General features: G+C 39.5%; 16 protein-coding genes and 1 pseudogene. 2 read left to right on the top strand and 15 right to left on the bottom strand.

Annotation, left to right across the window (positions count from 1 at the left end; all coding sequences use genetic code 11):
* Nucleotides 1-145 precede the first annotated feature (145 nt).
* From EL087_RS03745 to EL087_RS03690, 12 genes and pseudogenes are all read right to left on the bottom strand, one after another.
* Nucleotides 146-985, bottom strand: a complete 840-nt coding sequence (locus EL087_RS03745; RefSeq protein ID WP_126406919.1) for a thymidylate synthase — start codon at nt 983-985, stop codon at nt 146-148.
* A gap of 93 nt (nt 986-1078) precedes the next feature.
* Nucleotides 1079-2290 (bottom strand): voltage-gated chloride channel family protein, encoded by a 1212-nt coding sequence (locus EL087_RS03740; protein ID WP_126406917.1) that lies wholly within the window; start codon nt 2288-2290, stop codon nt 1079-1081.
* A gap of 14 nt (nt 2291-2304) precedes the next feature.
* On the bottom strand, nt 2305-2571 hold the full coding sequence (locus EL087_RS03735) for a chorismate mutase (RefSeq protein WP_126406915.1): 267 nt from the start codon (nt 2569-2571) through the stop codon (nt 2305-2307).
* Between the two features lie 444 nt (nt 2572-3015).
* Nucleotides 3016-4251 (bottom strand): annotated as a pseudogene (locus EL087_RS03730) (aminoacyltransferase).
* Nucleotides 4252-4556: 305 nt separating this feature from the next.
* On the bottom strand, nt 4557-5192 hold the full coding sequence (locus tag EL087_RS03725) for a Pr6Pr family membrane protein (RefSeq protein WP_126408137.1): 636 nt from the start codon (nt 5190-5192) through the stop codon (nt 4557-4559).
* 8 nt (nt 5193-5200) lie between these two features.
* Complete coding sequence (locus EL087_RS03720) at nt 5201-5539, bottom strand: zinc ribbon domain-containing protein YjdM (protein ID WP_003041602.1); 339 nt, start codon at nt 5537-5539, stop codon at nt 5201-5203.
* 473 nt (nt 5540-6012) lie between these two features.
* A complete protein-coding gene (proC, locus tag EL087_RS03715; RefSeq protein ID WP_232008260.1) occupies nt 6013-6807 on the bottom strand; it encodes a pyrroline-5-carboxylate reductase in 795 nt (264 codons plus the stop codon).
* Between the two features lie 4 nt (nt 6808-6811).
* On the bottom strand, nt 6812-8074 hold the full coding sequence (locus tag EL087_RS03710; protein ID WP_126406911.1) for a glutamate-5-semialdehyde dehydrogenase: 1263 nt from the start codon (nt 8072-8074) through the stop codon (nt 6812-6814).
* A 13-nt stretch (nt 8075-8087) separates the two neighbouring features.
* Nucleotides 8088-9197 carry a glutamate 5-kinase gene (gene proB / locus EL087_RS03705; protein WP_126406909.1) on the bottom strand — a complete coding sequence of 370 codons (1110 nt, stop codon included), beginning with the start codon at nt 9195-9197 and terminating at the stop codon, nt 8088-8090.
* Nucleotides 9198-9283: 86 nt separating this feature from the next.
* A complete protein-coding gene (locus EL087_RS03700) occupies nt 9284-10180 on the bottom strand; it encodes an RluA family pseudouridine synthase (protein ID WP_106083735.1) in 897 nt (298 codons plus the stop codon).
* Complete coding sequence (gene lspA / locus EL087_RS03695) at nt 10170-10631, bottom strand: signal peptidase II (protein ID WP_126406907.1); 462 nt, start codon at nt 10629-10631, stop codon at nt 10170-10172. Before lspA ends, EL087_RS03700 begins: the two co-directional genes overlap by 11 nt.
* A complete protein-coding gene (locus EL087_RS03690) occupies nt 10628-11536 on the bottom strand; it encodes a LysR family transcriptional regulator (RefSeq protein ID WP_126406905.1) in 909 nt (302 codons plus the stop codon). Before EL087_RS03690 ends, lspA begins: the two co-directional genes overlap by 4 nt.
* A 227-nt stretch (nt 11537-11763) precedes the next feature.
* On the opposite strand from EL087_RS03690, the gene EL087_RS03685 reads away from it, so the two are divergent.
* Both EL087_RS03685 and EL087_RS03680 read left to right on the top strand, forming a co-directional pair.
* Nucleotides 11764-12021 carry a metal-sensitive transcriptional regulator gene (locus tag EL087_RS03685; RefSeq protein ID WP_106083733.1) on the top strand — a complete coding sequence of 86 codons (258 nt, stop codon included), beginning with the start codon at nt 11764-11766 and terminating at the stop codon, nt 12019-12021.
* A 452-nt stretch (nt 12022-12473) separates the two neighbouring features.
* Entirely contained in the window at nt 12474-12962 is a 489-nt protein-coding gene (locus EL087_RS03680) for a prolyl-tRNA synthetase associated domain-containing protein (protein ID WP_126406903.1), read from the top strand.
* 48 nt (nt 12963-13010) lie between these two features.
* Here the strand turns inward: EL087_RS03680 and EL087_RS03675 are convergent, their stop codons facing one another.
* The 3 genes from EL087_RS03675 to EL087_RS03665 are packed head-to-tail and all read right to left on the bottom strand — an operon-like array spanning nt 13011 to nt 15280.
* Nucleotides 13011-13307, bottom strand: coding sequence for a rhodanese-like domain-containing protein (locus tag EL087_RS03675; protein ID WP_106083732.1), 297 nt, complete (start codon nt 13305-13307; stop codon nt 13011-13013).
* On the bottom strand, nt 13297-14952 hold the full coding sequence (locus EL087_RS03670) for an FAD-dependent oxidoreductase (protein ID WP_126406901.1): 1656 nt from the start codon (nt 14950-14952) through the stop codon (nt 13297-13299). The genes EL087_RS03675 and EL087_RS03670 overlap by 11 nt, the downstream gene beginning before the upstream one ends.
* Nucleotides 14953-14974: 22 nt before the next feature.
* Nucleotides 14975-15280, bottom strand: a complete 306-nt coding sequence (locus tag EL087_RS03665) for a rhodanese-like domain-containing protein (RefSeq protein ID WP_003024970.1) — start codon at nt 15278-15280, stop codon at nt 14975-14977.
* Between the last annotated feature and the right edge of the window lie 126 nt (nt 15281-15406).

Raw genomic sequence — 15406 nt, 5'->3', positions numbered from 1 at the left:
TTCACAAAAAAAGGCTGACTTTAACTATCAAATCAACACTAATTTATATCGCACAAGAAATCCATTCTTTTATGATGTCTGGTGAAAATAGTTAGATACAGCCCTTTATTTTTTAGATTTTGAAAATCTGAAAATTACTTCATTCTCAAATCGCTAAATCAAATTTCAACTGCGGCTTAACAGAATCATAATCAACTAATTCAAAATATTTTGCTTTAATGTCAAAAAAGTTGGTTCCGTCTGGAACATTTAAAACCAAGCGTGGCGTACAGTTAGTTGGTTCACGTCGAAGTAATTCTTTAGCCTGTTCAAATTGATTATCATAAATGTGCAAATTATTGACAAAATAAAAGAATTTACCAACTTTCCAGCCAAAATGCTTAGCAATCATCATTTGCAATGCTACATACTGCATGGCATTGATATGATGAGCTACCAGCATATCATTTGAGCGTTGTGTCAGAGTTGCATCCAGATAAATGTCACCGTCTACACGGCGTACATCAAACATGGTCTGAAAAGCACACGGTAGTAGACCTTCTGTTTCTTCAAACGCTTCATAATCCCAAAGCGAGATAATATTTCGTCGATTCCAAGGATTGATTTCTAGCTGTTTCAAGATTTTATTGATAATATCATGTTTCTTAACAACAGCGCCATAGCGTAAGCCAATCGTGCGAGTATCTCCCACTTCCCAATCATTCCAATAATGGACATTGTACTTTTCTTCTAAAATATCTAAGCTATTGGATTGGTCTTGGTAAATCCAGAGCACCTCTTTGATAGCTGACTTGATAGCAATCGGCCGAAGCGTTGTAATAGGAAATTCTCCCTTGCTCAAGTCGTATTCAGCAAAAGAACCTGTAATATACTTAGAGTTAGCCACTTGCCCGTTTTTATAACGAGGGCGTGCATTTTCAGAAAAAACACCTTCATCTAAAATTTTTCGAATATTTTCTTTAAAAATAGTATCTGCCTTTGTCATGATTTCCCTTTTCTAATATTGCTTTTTCTAGTATAACACAAAATAAAAATCTCCTACAAGTTAAAACCTCGCAGGAGAAAACATGCTTCAATATCAAATTTTTTGAGCTCCATAAATCGAATGCTGACGATGTAGAGAAAATGCCACCACACACACTATGAAAAAATAGGGGAAATTAGTAAAGCCAAATACTTCACAGCCAATTAAAATCGGGCCTAAGAAAGTAGAGGTCGCACTTCCAAAAACAGCAGCATAACCTAGTGCAGCAACCAAACCAACTGGAAGTCCAAATAGACCTGCTAGCAACACACCTAAGCTTGTACCAATTGCAAAAAGCGGTGTCACTTCTCCACCTTGAAAGCCAGCTGCCAAAGTCAAAACTGTTAGAAGTAACTTGAAGAGCCAATCATATACATAGACGGGCTGACCAGCAAAACTAGCTGCAATCAAATTTGTTCCAAGCCCTGAGTAACGACCTTTATCTAACAGCAGAAAGACGATACTTAAAAATATTCCCATAACGACAATCCGTTTGTAGGGATTTGGAAAAATAATTGCTGCTTTCTTTTTGCACCATGAGAGAGCATAAGCAAATACATTGCCGCAAAGTCCAAATAGAACTCCAAGAAACACTAATTTGATAAGAAGCGTCGGTGACAATACCAGATGCACAGAAATTGGCTGTACAAACTTCTCAAGCCCTAACGCATGCGATGTCCAAGAAGCAACGAAAGAAGCAATCATTGCAGGATACAGAGCCGTCAGTTGCATGGTTCCTACAACCAAGACTTCCATTGCAAACAAAATTGCCGCCAGCGGTGTTTGAAACAGTCCAGCAAAACCAGCAGCCATCCCTGTGACTAAAAAGATTTTTGAAGTGTTGGGAATAGAAAATTTCTTGCCAAACCAATGAGAAACTGTTGCTCCTAATTGTACTGCTACTCCTTCTCGACCAGCTGAGCCACCAAAAAGGTGCGTCATCCAAGTTGTCAATATAACCAAAGGGATCAGGCGCTTTGGGATATGATTCTCTACACCATGTCCTACATCAAAAATCAAGGTCATCCCTTTACTACTTTTTCCGCCGTATTTTTGATAAAGAAATACAATCGCTAATCCTGCTAAAGCCAAAAAAGGAATCAAGTAAAAAGGATGCATTGACCGAACTTCGCTTAAAAATATGAGAGTTCGTCCAAATATCGTATCAGTAACTCCGATCACTAATCCTATCAGAATGGACAATATGGTAATAGCTACCACTCGCTTTCCACTATTGATCAGCTCTATGTCACGTGCATTTTTCATTTGAATTTCCTTTGTTATTTGATGTGTTGGTCTTGATAAGCACGCGAATGTTTCAAAATATCAGAAAAAGTCTGAACAATGCTTTCTTCGTACTGTTTTTCATGTACACTATTTGCAACTTTCTCTAAAATTACTTGTTCTCGCTGAGTGTCTAATACAGCTTTTCCAGTCTGACGTTTATAGAGAGCAACTTGACTCACCAAAGCCATTCTTTTTTCTAGTAAGGCAATCAAATCTGCATCTATTTGATCAATTTCTTTTCTAATTTTTACTAAATCCATGATTTCCTCCTAATTGCTTTCTATCTTAACAAAATTTTTCACAATATGCTAGTAATCGTCAGGTTTTGAATCTCAAGTCCTAATTTTCTCAATTTTAGCAGAAAAATGACACTCAAATTGAGAAAAGTTCAAATAAAGCCTATTCTTTCAGCTCTAAAACGAAAAGTTAATGTGAGAGTCGTTTTTATACAGATAAAGATCTATTGGGATTACAAGTGCTATAACTTCATAGGAAAGTGTGGGGGCAAATTTGACACAAGATTGTTTCTTATGATGAATAATTGACTAAAATATAATAAAAAGTTGATGTAAAGCCAAAAAAACAGAAGTACACATTAGTAGAACTTCTGATTTTTAATTTGAGAACCTTTCTATATATAATATTCTCAGTTTGCATTTTTATGAAAGTGATGATGATAGAATTATGAGAATATATCTCAGGTTTTACCTATTTAAAATTTTTTTAATTATTTGAATAGTTTTATGTTTAAACGGGGAAGGATAATATCTAAAAGTTCCCATTTGTCTAAGGATATAAGCATTGAAATTTTGTTTAAAACGAAGTACACTGTCAGAACCATCAAAATGACCAGTAATACCCAAAAGGTTGTAACAGGGAATACCTCGCTTGATTGATTCTCGCATTACATAATCTTGCAAAAGAGCAGGTGCGTAGAATTTGTTAAATTCAGGATAGGATCCAGAAAAGAGATAGACCGTTTCTTGGGGAGTGTATATAAAAAGACTGCTAGCTAATATTGTACTTTCGTCTCCATGCTTTTTTAATAGTTAGTATGCTTCGTTTTTTCGTATTTCAAACGTTTCAAATTGACTAGATAGTTCTCGAATTTGATTCAGTTTTTTTCAGAGGAATGGTTGTTTTCTTCAAGATAATCTTGTAGTAATTTAATCTTTTTAGATAATTCATTCTGATTAATTTGTAAATGCTCCAGATAATTTTTGAAATTTATGCTCGCTATAATAAATTCTGCATTGCTTCCAAAGCTATCATAAAATTTTTCATAATAATCTAAAGTCTTATCATTATAGTTGCGACGTTCAGAAGTTGATGAAGTAATCTGCTTAAATTTATAAAGCTCATTACGTTTAAGTTTATGCAGTTCTATACCAAATGTTTTAGCCTTTTTTTACTAATGATTTTCCTTGTTTAGTAAAAGATTTTAGTAATATTTCTTCTGTTAAGTCATTTAGGTCTTTTACAAAATGCCAATCACCTTCACCTTCAGGATAGTCCTTTTGTAAGCCATCAAATTGGTAATTCAGGTTGGTGAGCATAGATACAAGTTCCTTCTTTTCTGTACTAATAGGCTCACCTTTACTATTGAAGACTTGATAAATATCATAAGGTTTTACAACAAGCTCCATAGCCTTTAACTTTCTTGCATAGATTTTTAATTCTTCAAAAAATTTAGGTAAGAACTCATAATTAGTGACAACAGGTCCAGAGTTGATTTCTAGGTATAGACCACCTGCCATTTTTGTACTAAATAATAATGCTGATACTTGTAATTGATTGTTAGTAAAGAAGCCAATGAACTCAACATTATACCCTCTTTTTTTCAATAGAATAGACATTTCTAAAGATTGGATAAAGGATTTTCTTCTCGCCTTTTGATAATGTTGTTTAAATATTTCTTTAGTAATTATTTCTAAAGGCATTGTTCTGTACTCCTTGAGCTTTTGTAGTTTAATAAACAAAGCTGGTGAAGCTACAGAATAAAATTATTTCTTATTTGAAAACGTTTTTAATTTGAACTATTTTATCACCTAGAATTTAACCCTGTCAAAATATTTGCTTTTAAATTTAAAAATTATGAAACTTTTCATTTACTAAAATCTTGTATTTATTATAAATATCATATTTTTAGCTTAGTCTCAAGCAATTTATTTTTCGGAAAGAAAAAAGTCTGAAGAAAATTATTCAAAAAGAATGGTTTTCTTCAAACAGAATCTATTTTCAAGTATTAAGAAGACAATTTCCTATGCGAGGATAGGGACATAAACCCATAAAATAAGAAACAAGCCAACAAATAGCCGATAAAGATTTTAAGTGACCATTGCAACACATACGGCCAACCGTACTTTGGAATATTTAAGAAGAAATAAGCAAAAGGACTATCTTTTGCACCTGGAATAGGCCATTTGATGACTAGACCATTAAACAAGGCAAAGGCTAAATAAATCAAAGGCACACTCGTCCAAACAATCGGGTCAAACCAACGATATTGTGAGCGTTTATCAAACAACAAGGTATCTGCTAAAAACCATAGTGGCACAATGTAATGACAAAGGAAATTTTCAAGTCGATAAAAATCAGTTGCAAGCGGTGCCAACATAAAATGATAAATGACGCATGTAATCATAATACACATGGTCACTCCGCCTTTTAGCCGAAACAGCGACTGCGTTTGCCAACGTTGTTCAGAACGCGCCATTAGATAGAGCAAATAGGCCGTAAAAGCTGTGACAATCATGTTAGATAAAACTGTGTAGTACATCAGCATTCCTAAGCCACCATGCTTTGTGATTTCAAGGTAGACTCCTGTAAACCCTAACATAAACAATATCATGCGGCTATAAAAAATCACATTTCGCTTCATCATCAACCTCAGATTTTCTTGACAAACTCTGATTTGAGCTTCATCGCACCAAAACCATCAATCTTGCAGTCAATATTGTGGTCTCCTTCTACAATCCGAATATTTTTCACGCGCGTCCCTTGTTTCAAATCCTTTGGAGCACCTTTGACCTTTAAATCTTTGATGAGCGTGACGGTATCTCCGTCCGCAAGCTGATTCCCATTTGCATCAATTGCTCTGACACGATCATCTTCTTCAACGACTTCTGCCGGATTCCATTCGTATGCACATTCAGGGCAAACTAACAGCAAACCGTCTTCGTAAACATATTCTGAGTTGCATTTTGGACAATTTGGTAATTGATTCATACTTCTCCTTCACTAATCTCTAGACATCACACCTAGAATTTATCATGCTTTTCCATTTTACTATAAAATAGAAAATTTGACAAATGAGATAAAATGACTAATTTTGAAAAGACTTTTTGGCTTAATACTTAATAAAAATTACAAGATTTAACGTCCTTCACTTCGGAAATTGTTTCAACCACGTGAGTCAAAAGCTCTACTAAATCTTTTAAGATTGAAGATAAAACTATCGAAATCAGTAACAAAGTTTTCGCCAAAATACTCTTTGAGTTTGAAAAACAAACAACCTTGTAACTTGCTTCATCCCCCCTTTATCCGCTAGTGCTTTGAGTAATCAACTGCCATGTTGTTGATTTATTGCGCCATATACTTTGAAGTTGAAGATTTTTGCAAAGTATAAAGAGTCATTTGTTTTTCTCTTATAGATTTTTTCTAATGTCACAAAATACTTCAAGCATTGGAAACAATCTACGTCATTTGCCTAGTTCCTGAGTGCGTTTGTAAGATGCAGCAACAGCTTTGATAATGTTTCCTCTGAAAGCATCTGCTTCAAGACTCGCTACTCCCGCAATCGTTGAGCCTGCTGGGCTACAAACCTGATCTTTGAGAACCGCAGGATGTTGACCACTCTCTTTGACTAATACCGCTGAACCTAAAAGGGTTTGATTCGCTAATTGCAAAGCCAAATCTCGTGGTAAGCCAATTTGTACCCCTGCATCAGCCAGTGCTTCCAAAAAGAGATAAACAAACGCAGGACCACATCCAGCCACAGCAGTTGCCGCATCTAACTGCTGCTCCTTTAAATGAACTAGCAAACCGGCAGGATCCAATAGTTCACACAACAAGTGTTCATCCTGCTCTGTTGCTTCATCTGATAAAGCATAGCTGATAACACCGTCACCAACTGCAACAGGCGTATTGGGCATTATCCGGATTAACCGATGTTGTGTAGGAACGAGAGCTTCTAACTGCTGCAAGGTCAAGCCGGCAGCCATAGAAATGAGTAAAACAGAGCTGCGCTTTTCCAAAATAACATGGTATTCTTGTAACAAATCCGCAAATTGGGCGGGTTTAACACCTAAGAAAATAACATCTGCTTGCTCAAAAACGACTTCGTTCGTGACAGGTTCGCCACCCACTTCATTCGCAATCTGCTTTGTTTTTTCTGGACTTCGATTTGCGAGCAGGATTTGATGATTTTTTTGCCTAGCCACTACACGTGCTAAACTGCCACCCATATTTCCTAAGCCGATAAATCCAATTTTCATATTTTTACTCCCTAATTTGTCCTGAACCTTGCACAACATATTTATAACTCGTTAATTCTTTTAAGCCCATCGGACCGCGTGCGTGTAATTTCTGAGTAGAAATCCCCATTTCACAGCCTAAACCAAATTCTCCACCGTCTGTGAAACGTGTGGAGGCATTGACATAGACTGCTGCACTATCAACCTGCTCTGTAAAAATCGCTGCGCTGGTGGCATTGTTGGTAATAATGGCATCTGAATGATGTGTGCTGTGTTGCTCAATATGTGTGATAGCTTCTTCCAAAGAATCCACTACCTTTACAGCCATGATGTAATCTGAAAATTCGCTATCAAAGTCGCTAGGCTCTGCTATTTCCCCTGAGATGAAAGAACGAGCTGTTTCATCCAATCGAAGTTGAACAGGTACTACCCCACGCACTTTACGAACAGTTACTAAGCGTTCTTCTAATGTTGAGAGAAACTGGGAAGCAATTTCTTTATGAACCAAACAAACCTCCATTGCATTGCAGACCGAAGGACGACTGGTTTTGGCATTGTTGATAATCTCTAGTGCCATTTCTTGGTCAGCGTCCTTATCAACATAAACATGAACAATTCCGGTGCCAGTCTCAATAACAGGAACAGTCGCATTTTCAACGACCGCTTGAATCAATCCCGCGCCCCCACGAGGAATTAGCAAGTCCAAATAGTCTTTTGCTTTCATCAAGATTTGGGCACTTTCACGACTGGTATCTGACACCAACTGCAAGCAATCATCTGAAATAGCGGTCTGACGAAGTGCCGCCTTTAGCGCGGAAACGATTGTGGCTGCTGTTTTGTGCGCTTCTTTTCCGCTGCGAAGAACAACTGCATTCCCGCTCTTAATGGCTAATGCAGCTGCATCAGATGTCACATTTGGACGACTTTCATAGATAATTCCAATCACTCCAATAGCTACCCGCTTCTTAGTGATTTCTAGTCCATTTTCCAAATGAGAGACTTCTAAGATGTCTCCAACGGGATCTGGCAACGCAATCACTTGACGAATGCCAGTTGCCATGTCTTTGATGCGATTGGCATCTAAATACAGACGATCCAACATGACATCTGAAATATGACCTCTTGCTGCTGCCATATCTTCCGCATTGGCTGTCAAAATTGCGTCCGTAGCTGCTTCTAAATAATCAGCCATCAAAGACAGAGCTTTATTTTTCTCAGTTGTTGAAGCTGTGTTAATTGATTTTTTTGCTTGCTTGATTTTCTCTAGTAAGCCTTGTGTACTATTCATATCCTACTTCCTCTTAAAATTCTGACAATAATAATTCCAATTCAGGCGTTAGTGAAATCCAATGGTCTCGATGAATTACCACTCCCTTTGGTTTATTGGCTTTCAGCATATCTTGCAAAGCTGACTGCCCAAAACGAACACGTCCTTTTCCTAAAATACGCTCTGTGTCCTTTTCATAGACGGTCACAATATCATCATAAGAAAAGTATCCTGACATTTTTGAAATTCCCGAAACAAGTAAGCTCTTGCCTTGCTCACTCAATGCTGTGCTTGCTCCTCTATCCACCCAGATAGAGCCTTGACTAGTAGCGTAAAAAGCCAACCATTGTTTTTGCGTTTTCATATTTTTGGCTGAAGCAGTAAAAAATGTGCCATTTCCCTGATTTTCTGCGGCTTCGATGAGGGGTTGCTCTTTCAAAGAAGAGCAAATGTAAACAGGAACCCCTGCCATAGTGGCAATCGTTGCTGCTTTTAGCTTGGTCAGCATACCACCTGTTCCATTAGAAGAGCCTGCTCCACCTGCCATTTCAAGCAAATCTGTCGTAATCTCCTCTACCAAATCAAGGCGCTTGGCATCAGGATGATTGACTGGATTTGCCGTATAAAGCCCGTCAACATCTGTTAATAAAATTAACAAATCTGCTTGCACCATAGACGCAACCTGAGCGCTCAACGTATCATTGTCACCGACTTTCAACTCAGCAATGGAGACCGTATCATTTTCATTGATAATCGGAATGGCTCCTCTGTTAAGCAAGACAGAAATCGCTTGATGTGCATTTTTATAGCGTCGTTTATCCGCAAAATCATCTTGTGTTAGTAAAATTTGAGCCGAGACAATCTTTTTCAATAACAGATTCGTCGTGTATTCTTCTAGCAACAAGCCCTGACCTACCGCTGCGGACGCTTGCTTGTCTGCAATTTTTGTCGGGCGTTTCTTAAAGCCCAAAGATGAGAAACCTGCTGCTATTGCTCCTGATGAGACTAAAATCACTTCGTGCCCTGCTTCATGTAGCAGGACTAACTGCTGAGTAATCACTCTCACTTTCGCTCTCGATAAACTTCCATCCTCATTTGTTAAAGAACTGGTGCCGACTTTACATACAATTCGTTTATATTTCATAACCCTCTCCAAAGCTGATATATTGCATTATTATACCAAAATTTCAAGCAAAATAAAAAAGAAATGAAGCAGAAAGAGATATTCTCTCACTCCATTCCTTTTCTCAATTTCTCTAGTGTTTCTTGGAAAATAGCTGGCGCTTCTGCTGTAAATTTCATGACTTCTCCCGTCTTAGGATGAGTAAATCCAAGCGTTCTGGCATGTAAGAATTGTCCATGCCCTTTTAGCGTTTTCCGCGGTCCGTACACTTCGTCACCCGCTACTGGATGACCAATATAAGCCATGTGCACACGGATTTGGTGGGTACGCCCTGTTTCCAGCTGCAATTCTACCAGTGTATAATTGCCAAAACGCTCTAAAACGTGAAAACGTGTCACAGCTGGCTTTCCCTTTGCCGTGACAGCTTGTTTTTTTCTATCTTTTTCGCTGCGTCCAATCGGTGCTTCAATAACGCCTCTATCGTTCGGCAGATTGCCATGCACAATCGCCCAATATTTCCGCAGGGATTTTTTATCTTTTAATTCCTCAGCGAGCTTGATATGCGCATCATCATTCTTGGCAATCATCAGCAATCCTGATGTATCCTTATCAATCCGATGGACAATTCCAGGGCGCAAAACACCATTGATACCGGACAAATCCTTGATATGGTACATCAGCGCATTGACCAGTGTTCCACTCGTATGCCCTGCACTTGGATGCACCACCATACCTTGAGCCTTGTTCACCACTGCGACATCTTCATCCTGATAAACAATATCTAGCGGCAGATTTTCTGCTACATACTCCAGCGCTTCTGGTTCGGGCAATTCATAAGTAATCACATCACCTGCCTTGACAGCGTACTTGGCTTTCTTCACTTGCCCGTTGACCAAGATTTGTCTATTTTTGATTTGCTCATTGGCATGGCTGCGGGATAATGGTGTCAAATCAGCAACCGCCTTGTCCAACCGTACACCGCCAATCTCTACTTTAACTTGCATTGTCCTCTTCCTTTAACATCATCACTATCAGTACAAGCACGCCAATCGTCAGATAACTATCCGCAACATTAAAAATTGCAAAATTGATAAAATCAAGCTGAAACATATCCACGACAAAGCCTTGGCGCATGCGGTCAATAAAATTACCAATTCCCCCTGCAATAATCAAGCTCAAACCAGACAACAGCCAGGCAGAACCTTTAATGTGTTTGCTCAAATACCAAATAGCAGCTCCAATCACCACTAAAGTAATTACCGCAAACAACCATTGCTGGTTTTCCAGAATTGAAAATGCCGCTCCTGTATTTCGCAAATAAGTCAAACTCAAAATCTTTGGAATAAAAGGTTTTACTTCGCCTAATTGAATGTTTTTGACAATTTCAAACTTGACCCATTGATCCAGCGCAATCAAAGCCACAATCACAAGCGGCACGGTCACTTTTCGTTTCATTTTTTACCTCTTTTTGCAAAATATTCTTCCATCACAGCAACAAAAGCTGCACCGACCAGTGAAAGCTCTACATCTTCGCGTTTGACATATACCATGCGGTTTTCCAAATTGTCTTTTAACCGAATCACCGTAATGCCGTTTACACTATTGCTATCCAAAAATCCAGAGCCTGTCGCATAAGCATCTGTCCGCTCCAAAATACCATTTAAAGTAGCACGGTCCGTCACATTAAACATCTGCGAACTGGCGCTGGTGTCCACGAAATTCTCTGAATAATAGAGATATTCGTCCTTTTCCTGTGTAAAACGAACCGTCGGCAAATCTGCCAAATCTTCCATAGTAAGCTCCTCTTTCCCAGCTAAGGGGTGATCCGCCCGCAGATAAATGTGTGTCTGAAAAGGAATCAAATCTACCACTTCCAGCCCCAATTTATCCATCCGCTGCATCATTCCCTTGGTATTTTGATTGTTCAGATAGATAATGCCAATCTCGCTGTGTCCTTGTGCAACTTCGTTTAAAATCTGCACCGTTGTAGATTCAAAAATTCGGAAATTCTTATCTTTTGGATAGCGTTTGGCAAATTCCGTTATCAAAGGTGGCAAGAAATCATAGTGCTGGCTGGCAATGGAAAATTCTGCCTTTTCTTCCTCTGGATTGGCGTATTGATTTTGAAAGACATCAAATCCTTTGACCAATTCTTGAGCTTTTTCGTAAAATTCCATTCCTCGACGTGTCAAAAATGTGCCGCTGCTCGTTCTACGGAATATTTTAAAACCCAATTCTTTTTCTAAATCCCGAACTGCAATGGACAAACTCGGCTGGCTGACATACATTTTCTCAGCGGCTTCACGAAAGGTGCCACTATTGGCAATGGCTACAACATAGCGCAGTTGTTGAATATTCATCCTTTTATCCTCTTTCAAGTGTTTTATCATTATACCATAAATCAAGGCATAACTAAACCTTCATACACCCATGAAATCCAGTTACTAGCAGCTTTCTGCTCAAATAGAAACTCCATTGTAAGTGACACTCTATTTCTTTCATTATACCATGAAAAGGGCGGAGCGAGAACTTTGACAAAGGGGTCTATTCAAGATATAATGTAAAAAAATAAACAGAGGACAAAGACATGGCAAACTCAAAACTTATTACACGGCTGAAACGCTCCGAAGGACAACTGCGAGGTATTCAAAAAATGATAGAGGAAGAACGCGACTGTGCAGACATTATCACCCAATTAACTGCTGTTCGCTCTAGTGTCGAGCGGGTCATTGAATTGATGATTACCGAAAATCTTACCGACTGTCTCAATCATCCTTTGGACGACCCTAAAGCACAAAAAGAGCGACTAGAGAAAGCCGTCCAATACCTTATCAAACGAAAATAACCTCAGCAGGCGACGAAAACTGCTGAGGTTTCTTTATTTGAGGTATACGACTAGTGCAATTCAAGCTATCCATCTCATTTTTTAAAAAAATACAATGAAGCAATAAACAGAATTATCTCTAAAAAGGGTATCCGCTGGGCGGACACAACAAACTACTTTTTAGGGCAGTCGTCAGCCCGGCGGACAGAGCAAACTTGTTTCTGGGCAAGCCGTTAGCCCGGCGGACAGAGCAAACTTGTTTCTAGGCAAGCCGTCAGCCCGGCGGACAAAGCAAACTTGTTTCTGGGCAAACCGTCCGCCCGGCGGACAGAGTGAATCGCTTTTAAGACAGACTAGCGACCCGGTCGACGGAATGGACTGCTTTTAGGGGCAGGTTGCCAACCATTGAAAAAAAAGTCCTCCTCAATATGGTATAATAAGAGTAATAAAACAAATCAAAGGAGGCAAGTAAAATGGACTTATACACAAAAGTAAAAGAAACCTTAAACAAGTTAAACATTCCATTTGAAATCGTGGAGCACGAACCAGCACTTACGACCGAGCAAGCAGACAGCTTTATCGAAGGCATTGAAGGTGTCCGCACCAAAACGATGTTTCTCACTAACAAGAAGAAAACCGCCTACTACTTGCTCATCATGGACGACAAAAAGCGCTTGGACATGGACTTATTTAAAGAACTGGTAAAAGCCAATAGAATCCGCATGGCATCCGCTGACAGTCTATTTAAAAAAATGATGTTGCCAGCAGGCGTCGTCTCTCCATTTGGATTGTTAAACAATGCCGATAAAGACATTCAAGTCTATTTTGACAAAGAAATCATGTCAGAAAAACGAATGAGTTTTCATCCCAATACCAATGAGAAAACACTCTTTTTAAACACGACAGACCTACTCAAATTCCTAGAAGCCATTGGTTACGAAGCTCATATTATTGAATTGTAATACGAATAAACCCGATTAAGATAGCACTTAATCGGGATTTCTTTTACTTTACTCTACCTCTCCGGGCCAGATATTCATACCCCCAGCCACATTGGTCACATCAAATCCTTGCGCACTTAAAAACTGACACGCAGCCGCAGAACGTGCGCCAGATTGGCAGATGACATAGTATTTCTCCTGCTGGCTGAGTTGTTTGTAGCCTGCCTCCAAACTACTCAAAGGCAGGTTCTGTGCTGTCGGAACGTGCCCTGACGCGAACTCATAAGCCTCTCGCACATCAATAATGGACAGCTTTTCTGCTTGGTATTTCTTATAAAATTCAGACATAGTGATACTAATTTCCATATTCTACTCCCTCTGGTTTTACCATTTTGTACAAGGCAAAGGCGCCGTCTAGATTTTGAACAGAAAATCCTGCTTGTTTGAGAATGCGCTCGGCAATATAGCTACGAAGTCCACTATGACAGCTCACGATATAATCCTGCGACTTGTCTAACTCTCCTAAACGCTCACGCAATTCATTTAAAGGAATGTGAACCGTATCCACTTTCAAATGACCTTGTTGAAGCTCACTGGCCGTCCGCACATCTAGGAACTTCTTACCAGCAGCTAGTTCATCTTCCAATTCATACCACTGGATATTGTCGCTCAAACCTTCTACTAAGTTTAAGGCTGCATATCCCAGCATATTGACCGGATCTTTAGCAGAGCCAAACGGTGGTGCATAGGTAAATTCCAACTCTGGCAAATCAAAAATGGTTAGATTGCCTTTGATAGCCGTTGCCAAAATATCAATCCGTTTATCAACGCCTTTTTTCCCAACACCTTGTGCACCGTAAATTTTGCCACTTGTTGGCTCAAAGAGGAGCTTCAAGGTCACATCAGTCGCACCCGGATAGTAGCCAGCATGATCCTTACCACTGACATGAATAACTTGATAAGGCAGGCCATTCATACGAAGAATGCGCTCGCTCAGCCCTGTTGAAGCTGCCGTCATGTCAAATGCCCGAACAATAGCTGTACCAATGCTGCCTTTATTCTTTCGAGCTACTCCAGCAATCACATCCGCAACTTGGCGACCTTGACGATTAGCAGGCGAAGCCAATGAAATCAGTGCATCTTCTCCTGTAATCTCTTGCTTAACCACAATCGCATCGCCGACTGCATAAATATCAGGTTGACTGGTTTCATAACGCTCATTGACTAAGATACCGCCACGCAGTCCCAGTTCAATACCTGCCGCCTGTGCCAAAGCATTCTCCGGTTGCACCCCGACAGACAGAATGGTCACATCAGAAGCAATCTTTTGCCCATTTTCCAGCACAATGACCTGTCCCTTCTCCTCAAACCGCGTAGCAGACTGAGAAGTTATCACTTGAATGCCGTTTTTCAGCAATTCAGCTTGAACAAAAGCAGCCATTTCTTCATCAAGCGGTGGCAAAACATGCGGTGCTTTTTCAACAATCGTCACCTTCAAACCGCGCCTCCGAAGATTTTCTGCCATTTCAAGACCAATGAATCCAGCCCCAATCACCACAGCTTCTTTTGGCTGTTTCTCCAAAGCTAACATAATCTCATCTAGGTCAGGAACATTACGTAAAGTATAGGTATTTTCAGCTGTTTCCAAACCTTCAATTGGAGGCACAAAAGGCTTTGCCCCCGGAGATAAAATCAACTTATCATAACTCTCTGTAAATTCCTTTCCGTCATGCCGAACCGTCACTATATGTTGATCTGGTGAGATAGCCGTCACTTCATGGAAAGGTCGCACATCTAAACGAAAGCGTGCCTTTAAACTCTCAGGCGTTTGCACTAACAAGTCTTCGCGTTCAGCAATTTCTCCAGAAACATAGTAAGGCAGACCACAGTTCGCAAAGGAAACGAATGGGCCCTTTTCAAAAATAATAATCTCAACGCCTTCTTTTAGCCGTCTTAAACGCGTCGCTGCAGACATTCCACCTGCAACTCCACCAACAATGATAATTTTCATTCAACTTCCTCCTTTATCACTTTTAAACAACTTTTCCGGTCCAAGCACTCATACCGCCTTGAACATTGACAACATCATAGCCTTTTTTCTTTAGCTTTTTGGCTGCCATTTTGCTCCGCACACCGGAATGGCAAATGACATACAGTGTTTCATTTGTTGCTGGCGTGTATCTTGCGATTTCATTAAGTGGGACATTCTTTGCGCCTTTGATATGACCACGCCGATATTCAGACGGTGTTCGTACATCTAGCAGTTGAATCTTCTCTTTTAATTTTTGTTCCAATTCACTTGTAGAAATACTATCTATTTTCGTAAATAAGTGAAACATAAGCACCTCCATTTATACCCTTATGGGGTATATTAAACCATGAAGCCTTTCTTTTGTCAAGCATATTGTTTCAATCTTTTAACAAAAAAAGGAAGCTTCACAAATCAACTATGCCAAGTTGCTTGT

The sequence above is a fragment of the Streptococcus milleri genome, assembly GCF_900636525.1.
GTDB lineage: Bacteria > Bacillota > Bacilli > Lactobacillales > Streptococcaceae > Streptococcus > Streptococcus hominis.
Note: the sequence above shows the minus strand (reverse complement) of the source record. Positions and strands in the feature narration are given on the sequence as shown.

Coding starts and splice junctions, on each gene's coding strand:
- EL087_RS03735 (WP_126406915.1), bottom strand. CDS start 2,571: ATGGATTTAGTAAAAATTAGAAAAGAAATTGATCAAATAGATGCAGAT.
- EL087_RS03665 (WP_003024970.1), bottom strand. CDS start 15,280: ATGTTTCACTTATTTACGAAAATAGATAGTATTTCTACAAGTGAATTG.
- EL087_RS03690 (WP_126406905.1), bottom strand. CDS start 11,536: ATGAATATTCAACAACTGCGCTATGTTGTAGCCATTGCCAATAGTGGC.
- EL087_RS03725 (WP_126408137.1), bottom strand. CDS start 5,192: ATGAAGCGAAATGTGATTTTTTATAGCCGCATGATATTGTTTATGTTA.
- EL087_RS03710 (WP_126406911.1), bottom strand. CDS start 8,074: ATGAATAGTACACAAGGCTTACTAGAGAAAATCAAGCAAGCAAAAAAA.
- EL087_RS03675 (WP_106083732.1), bottom strand. CDS start 13,307: ATGGAAATTAGTATCACTATGTCTGAATTTTATAAGAAATACCAAGCA.
- EL087_RS03670 (WP_126406901.1), bottom strand. CDS start 14,952: ATGAAAATTATCATTGTTGGTGGAGTTGCAGGTGGAATGTCTGCAGCG.
- proC (WP_232008260.1), bottom strand. CDS start 6,807: ATGAAAATTGGATTTATCGGCTTAGGAAATATGGGTGGCAGTTTAGCA.
- EL087_RS03680 (WP_126406903.1), top strand. CDS start 12,474: ATGGACTTATACACAAAAGTAAAAGAAACCTTAAACAAGTTAAACATT.
- EL087_RS03700 (WP_106083735.1), bottom strand. CDS start 10,180: ATGCAAGTTAAAGTAGAGATTGGCGGTGTACGGTTGGACAAGGCGGTT.
- lspA (WP_126406907.1), bottom strand. CDS start 10,631: ATGAAACGAAAAGTGACCGTGCCGCTTGTGATTGTGGCTTTGATTGCG.
- proB (WP_126406909.1), bottom strand. CDS start 9,197: ATGAAATATAAACGAATTGTATGTAAAGTCGGCACCAGTTCTTTAACA.
- EL087_RS03740 (WP_126406917.1), bottom strand. CDS start 2,290: ATGAAAAATGCACGTGACATAGAGCTGATCAATAGTGGAAAGCGAGTG.
- EL087_RS03720 (WP_003041602.1), bottom strand. CDS start 5,539: ATGAATCAATTACCAAATTGTCCAAAATGCAACTCAGAATATGTTTAC.
- EL087_RS03685 (WP_106083733.1), top strand. CDS start 11,764: ATGGCAAACTCAAAACTTATTACACGGCTGAAACGCTCCGAAGGACAA.
- EL087_RS03745 (WP_126406919.1), bottom strand. CDS start 985: ATGACAAAGGCAGATACTATTTTTAAAGAAAATATTCGAAAAATTTTA.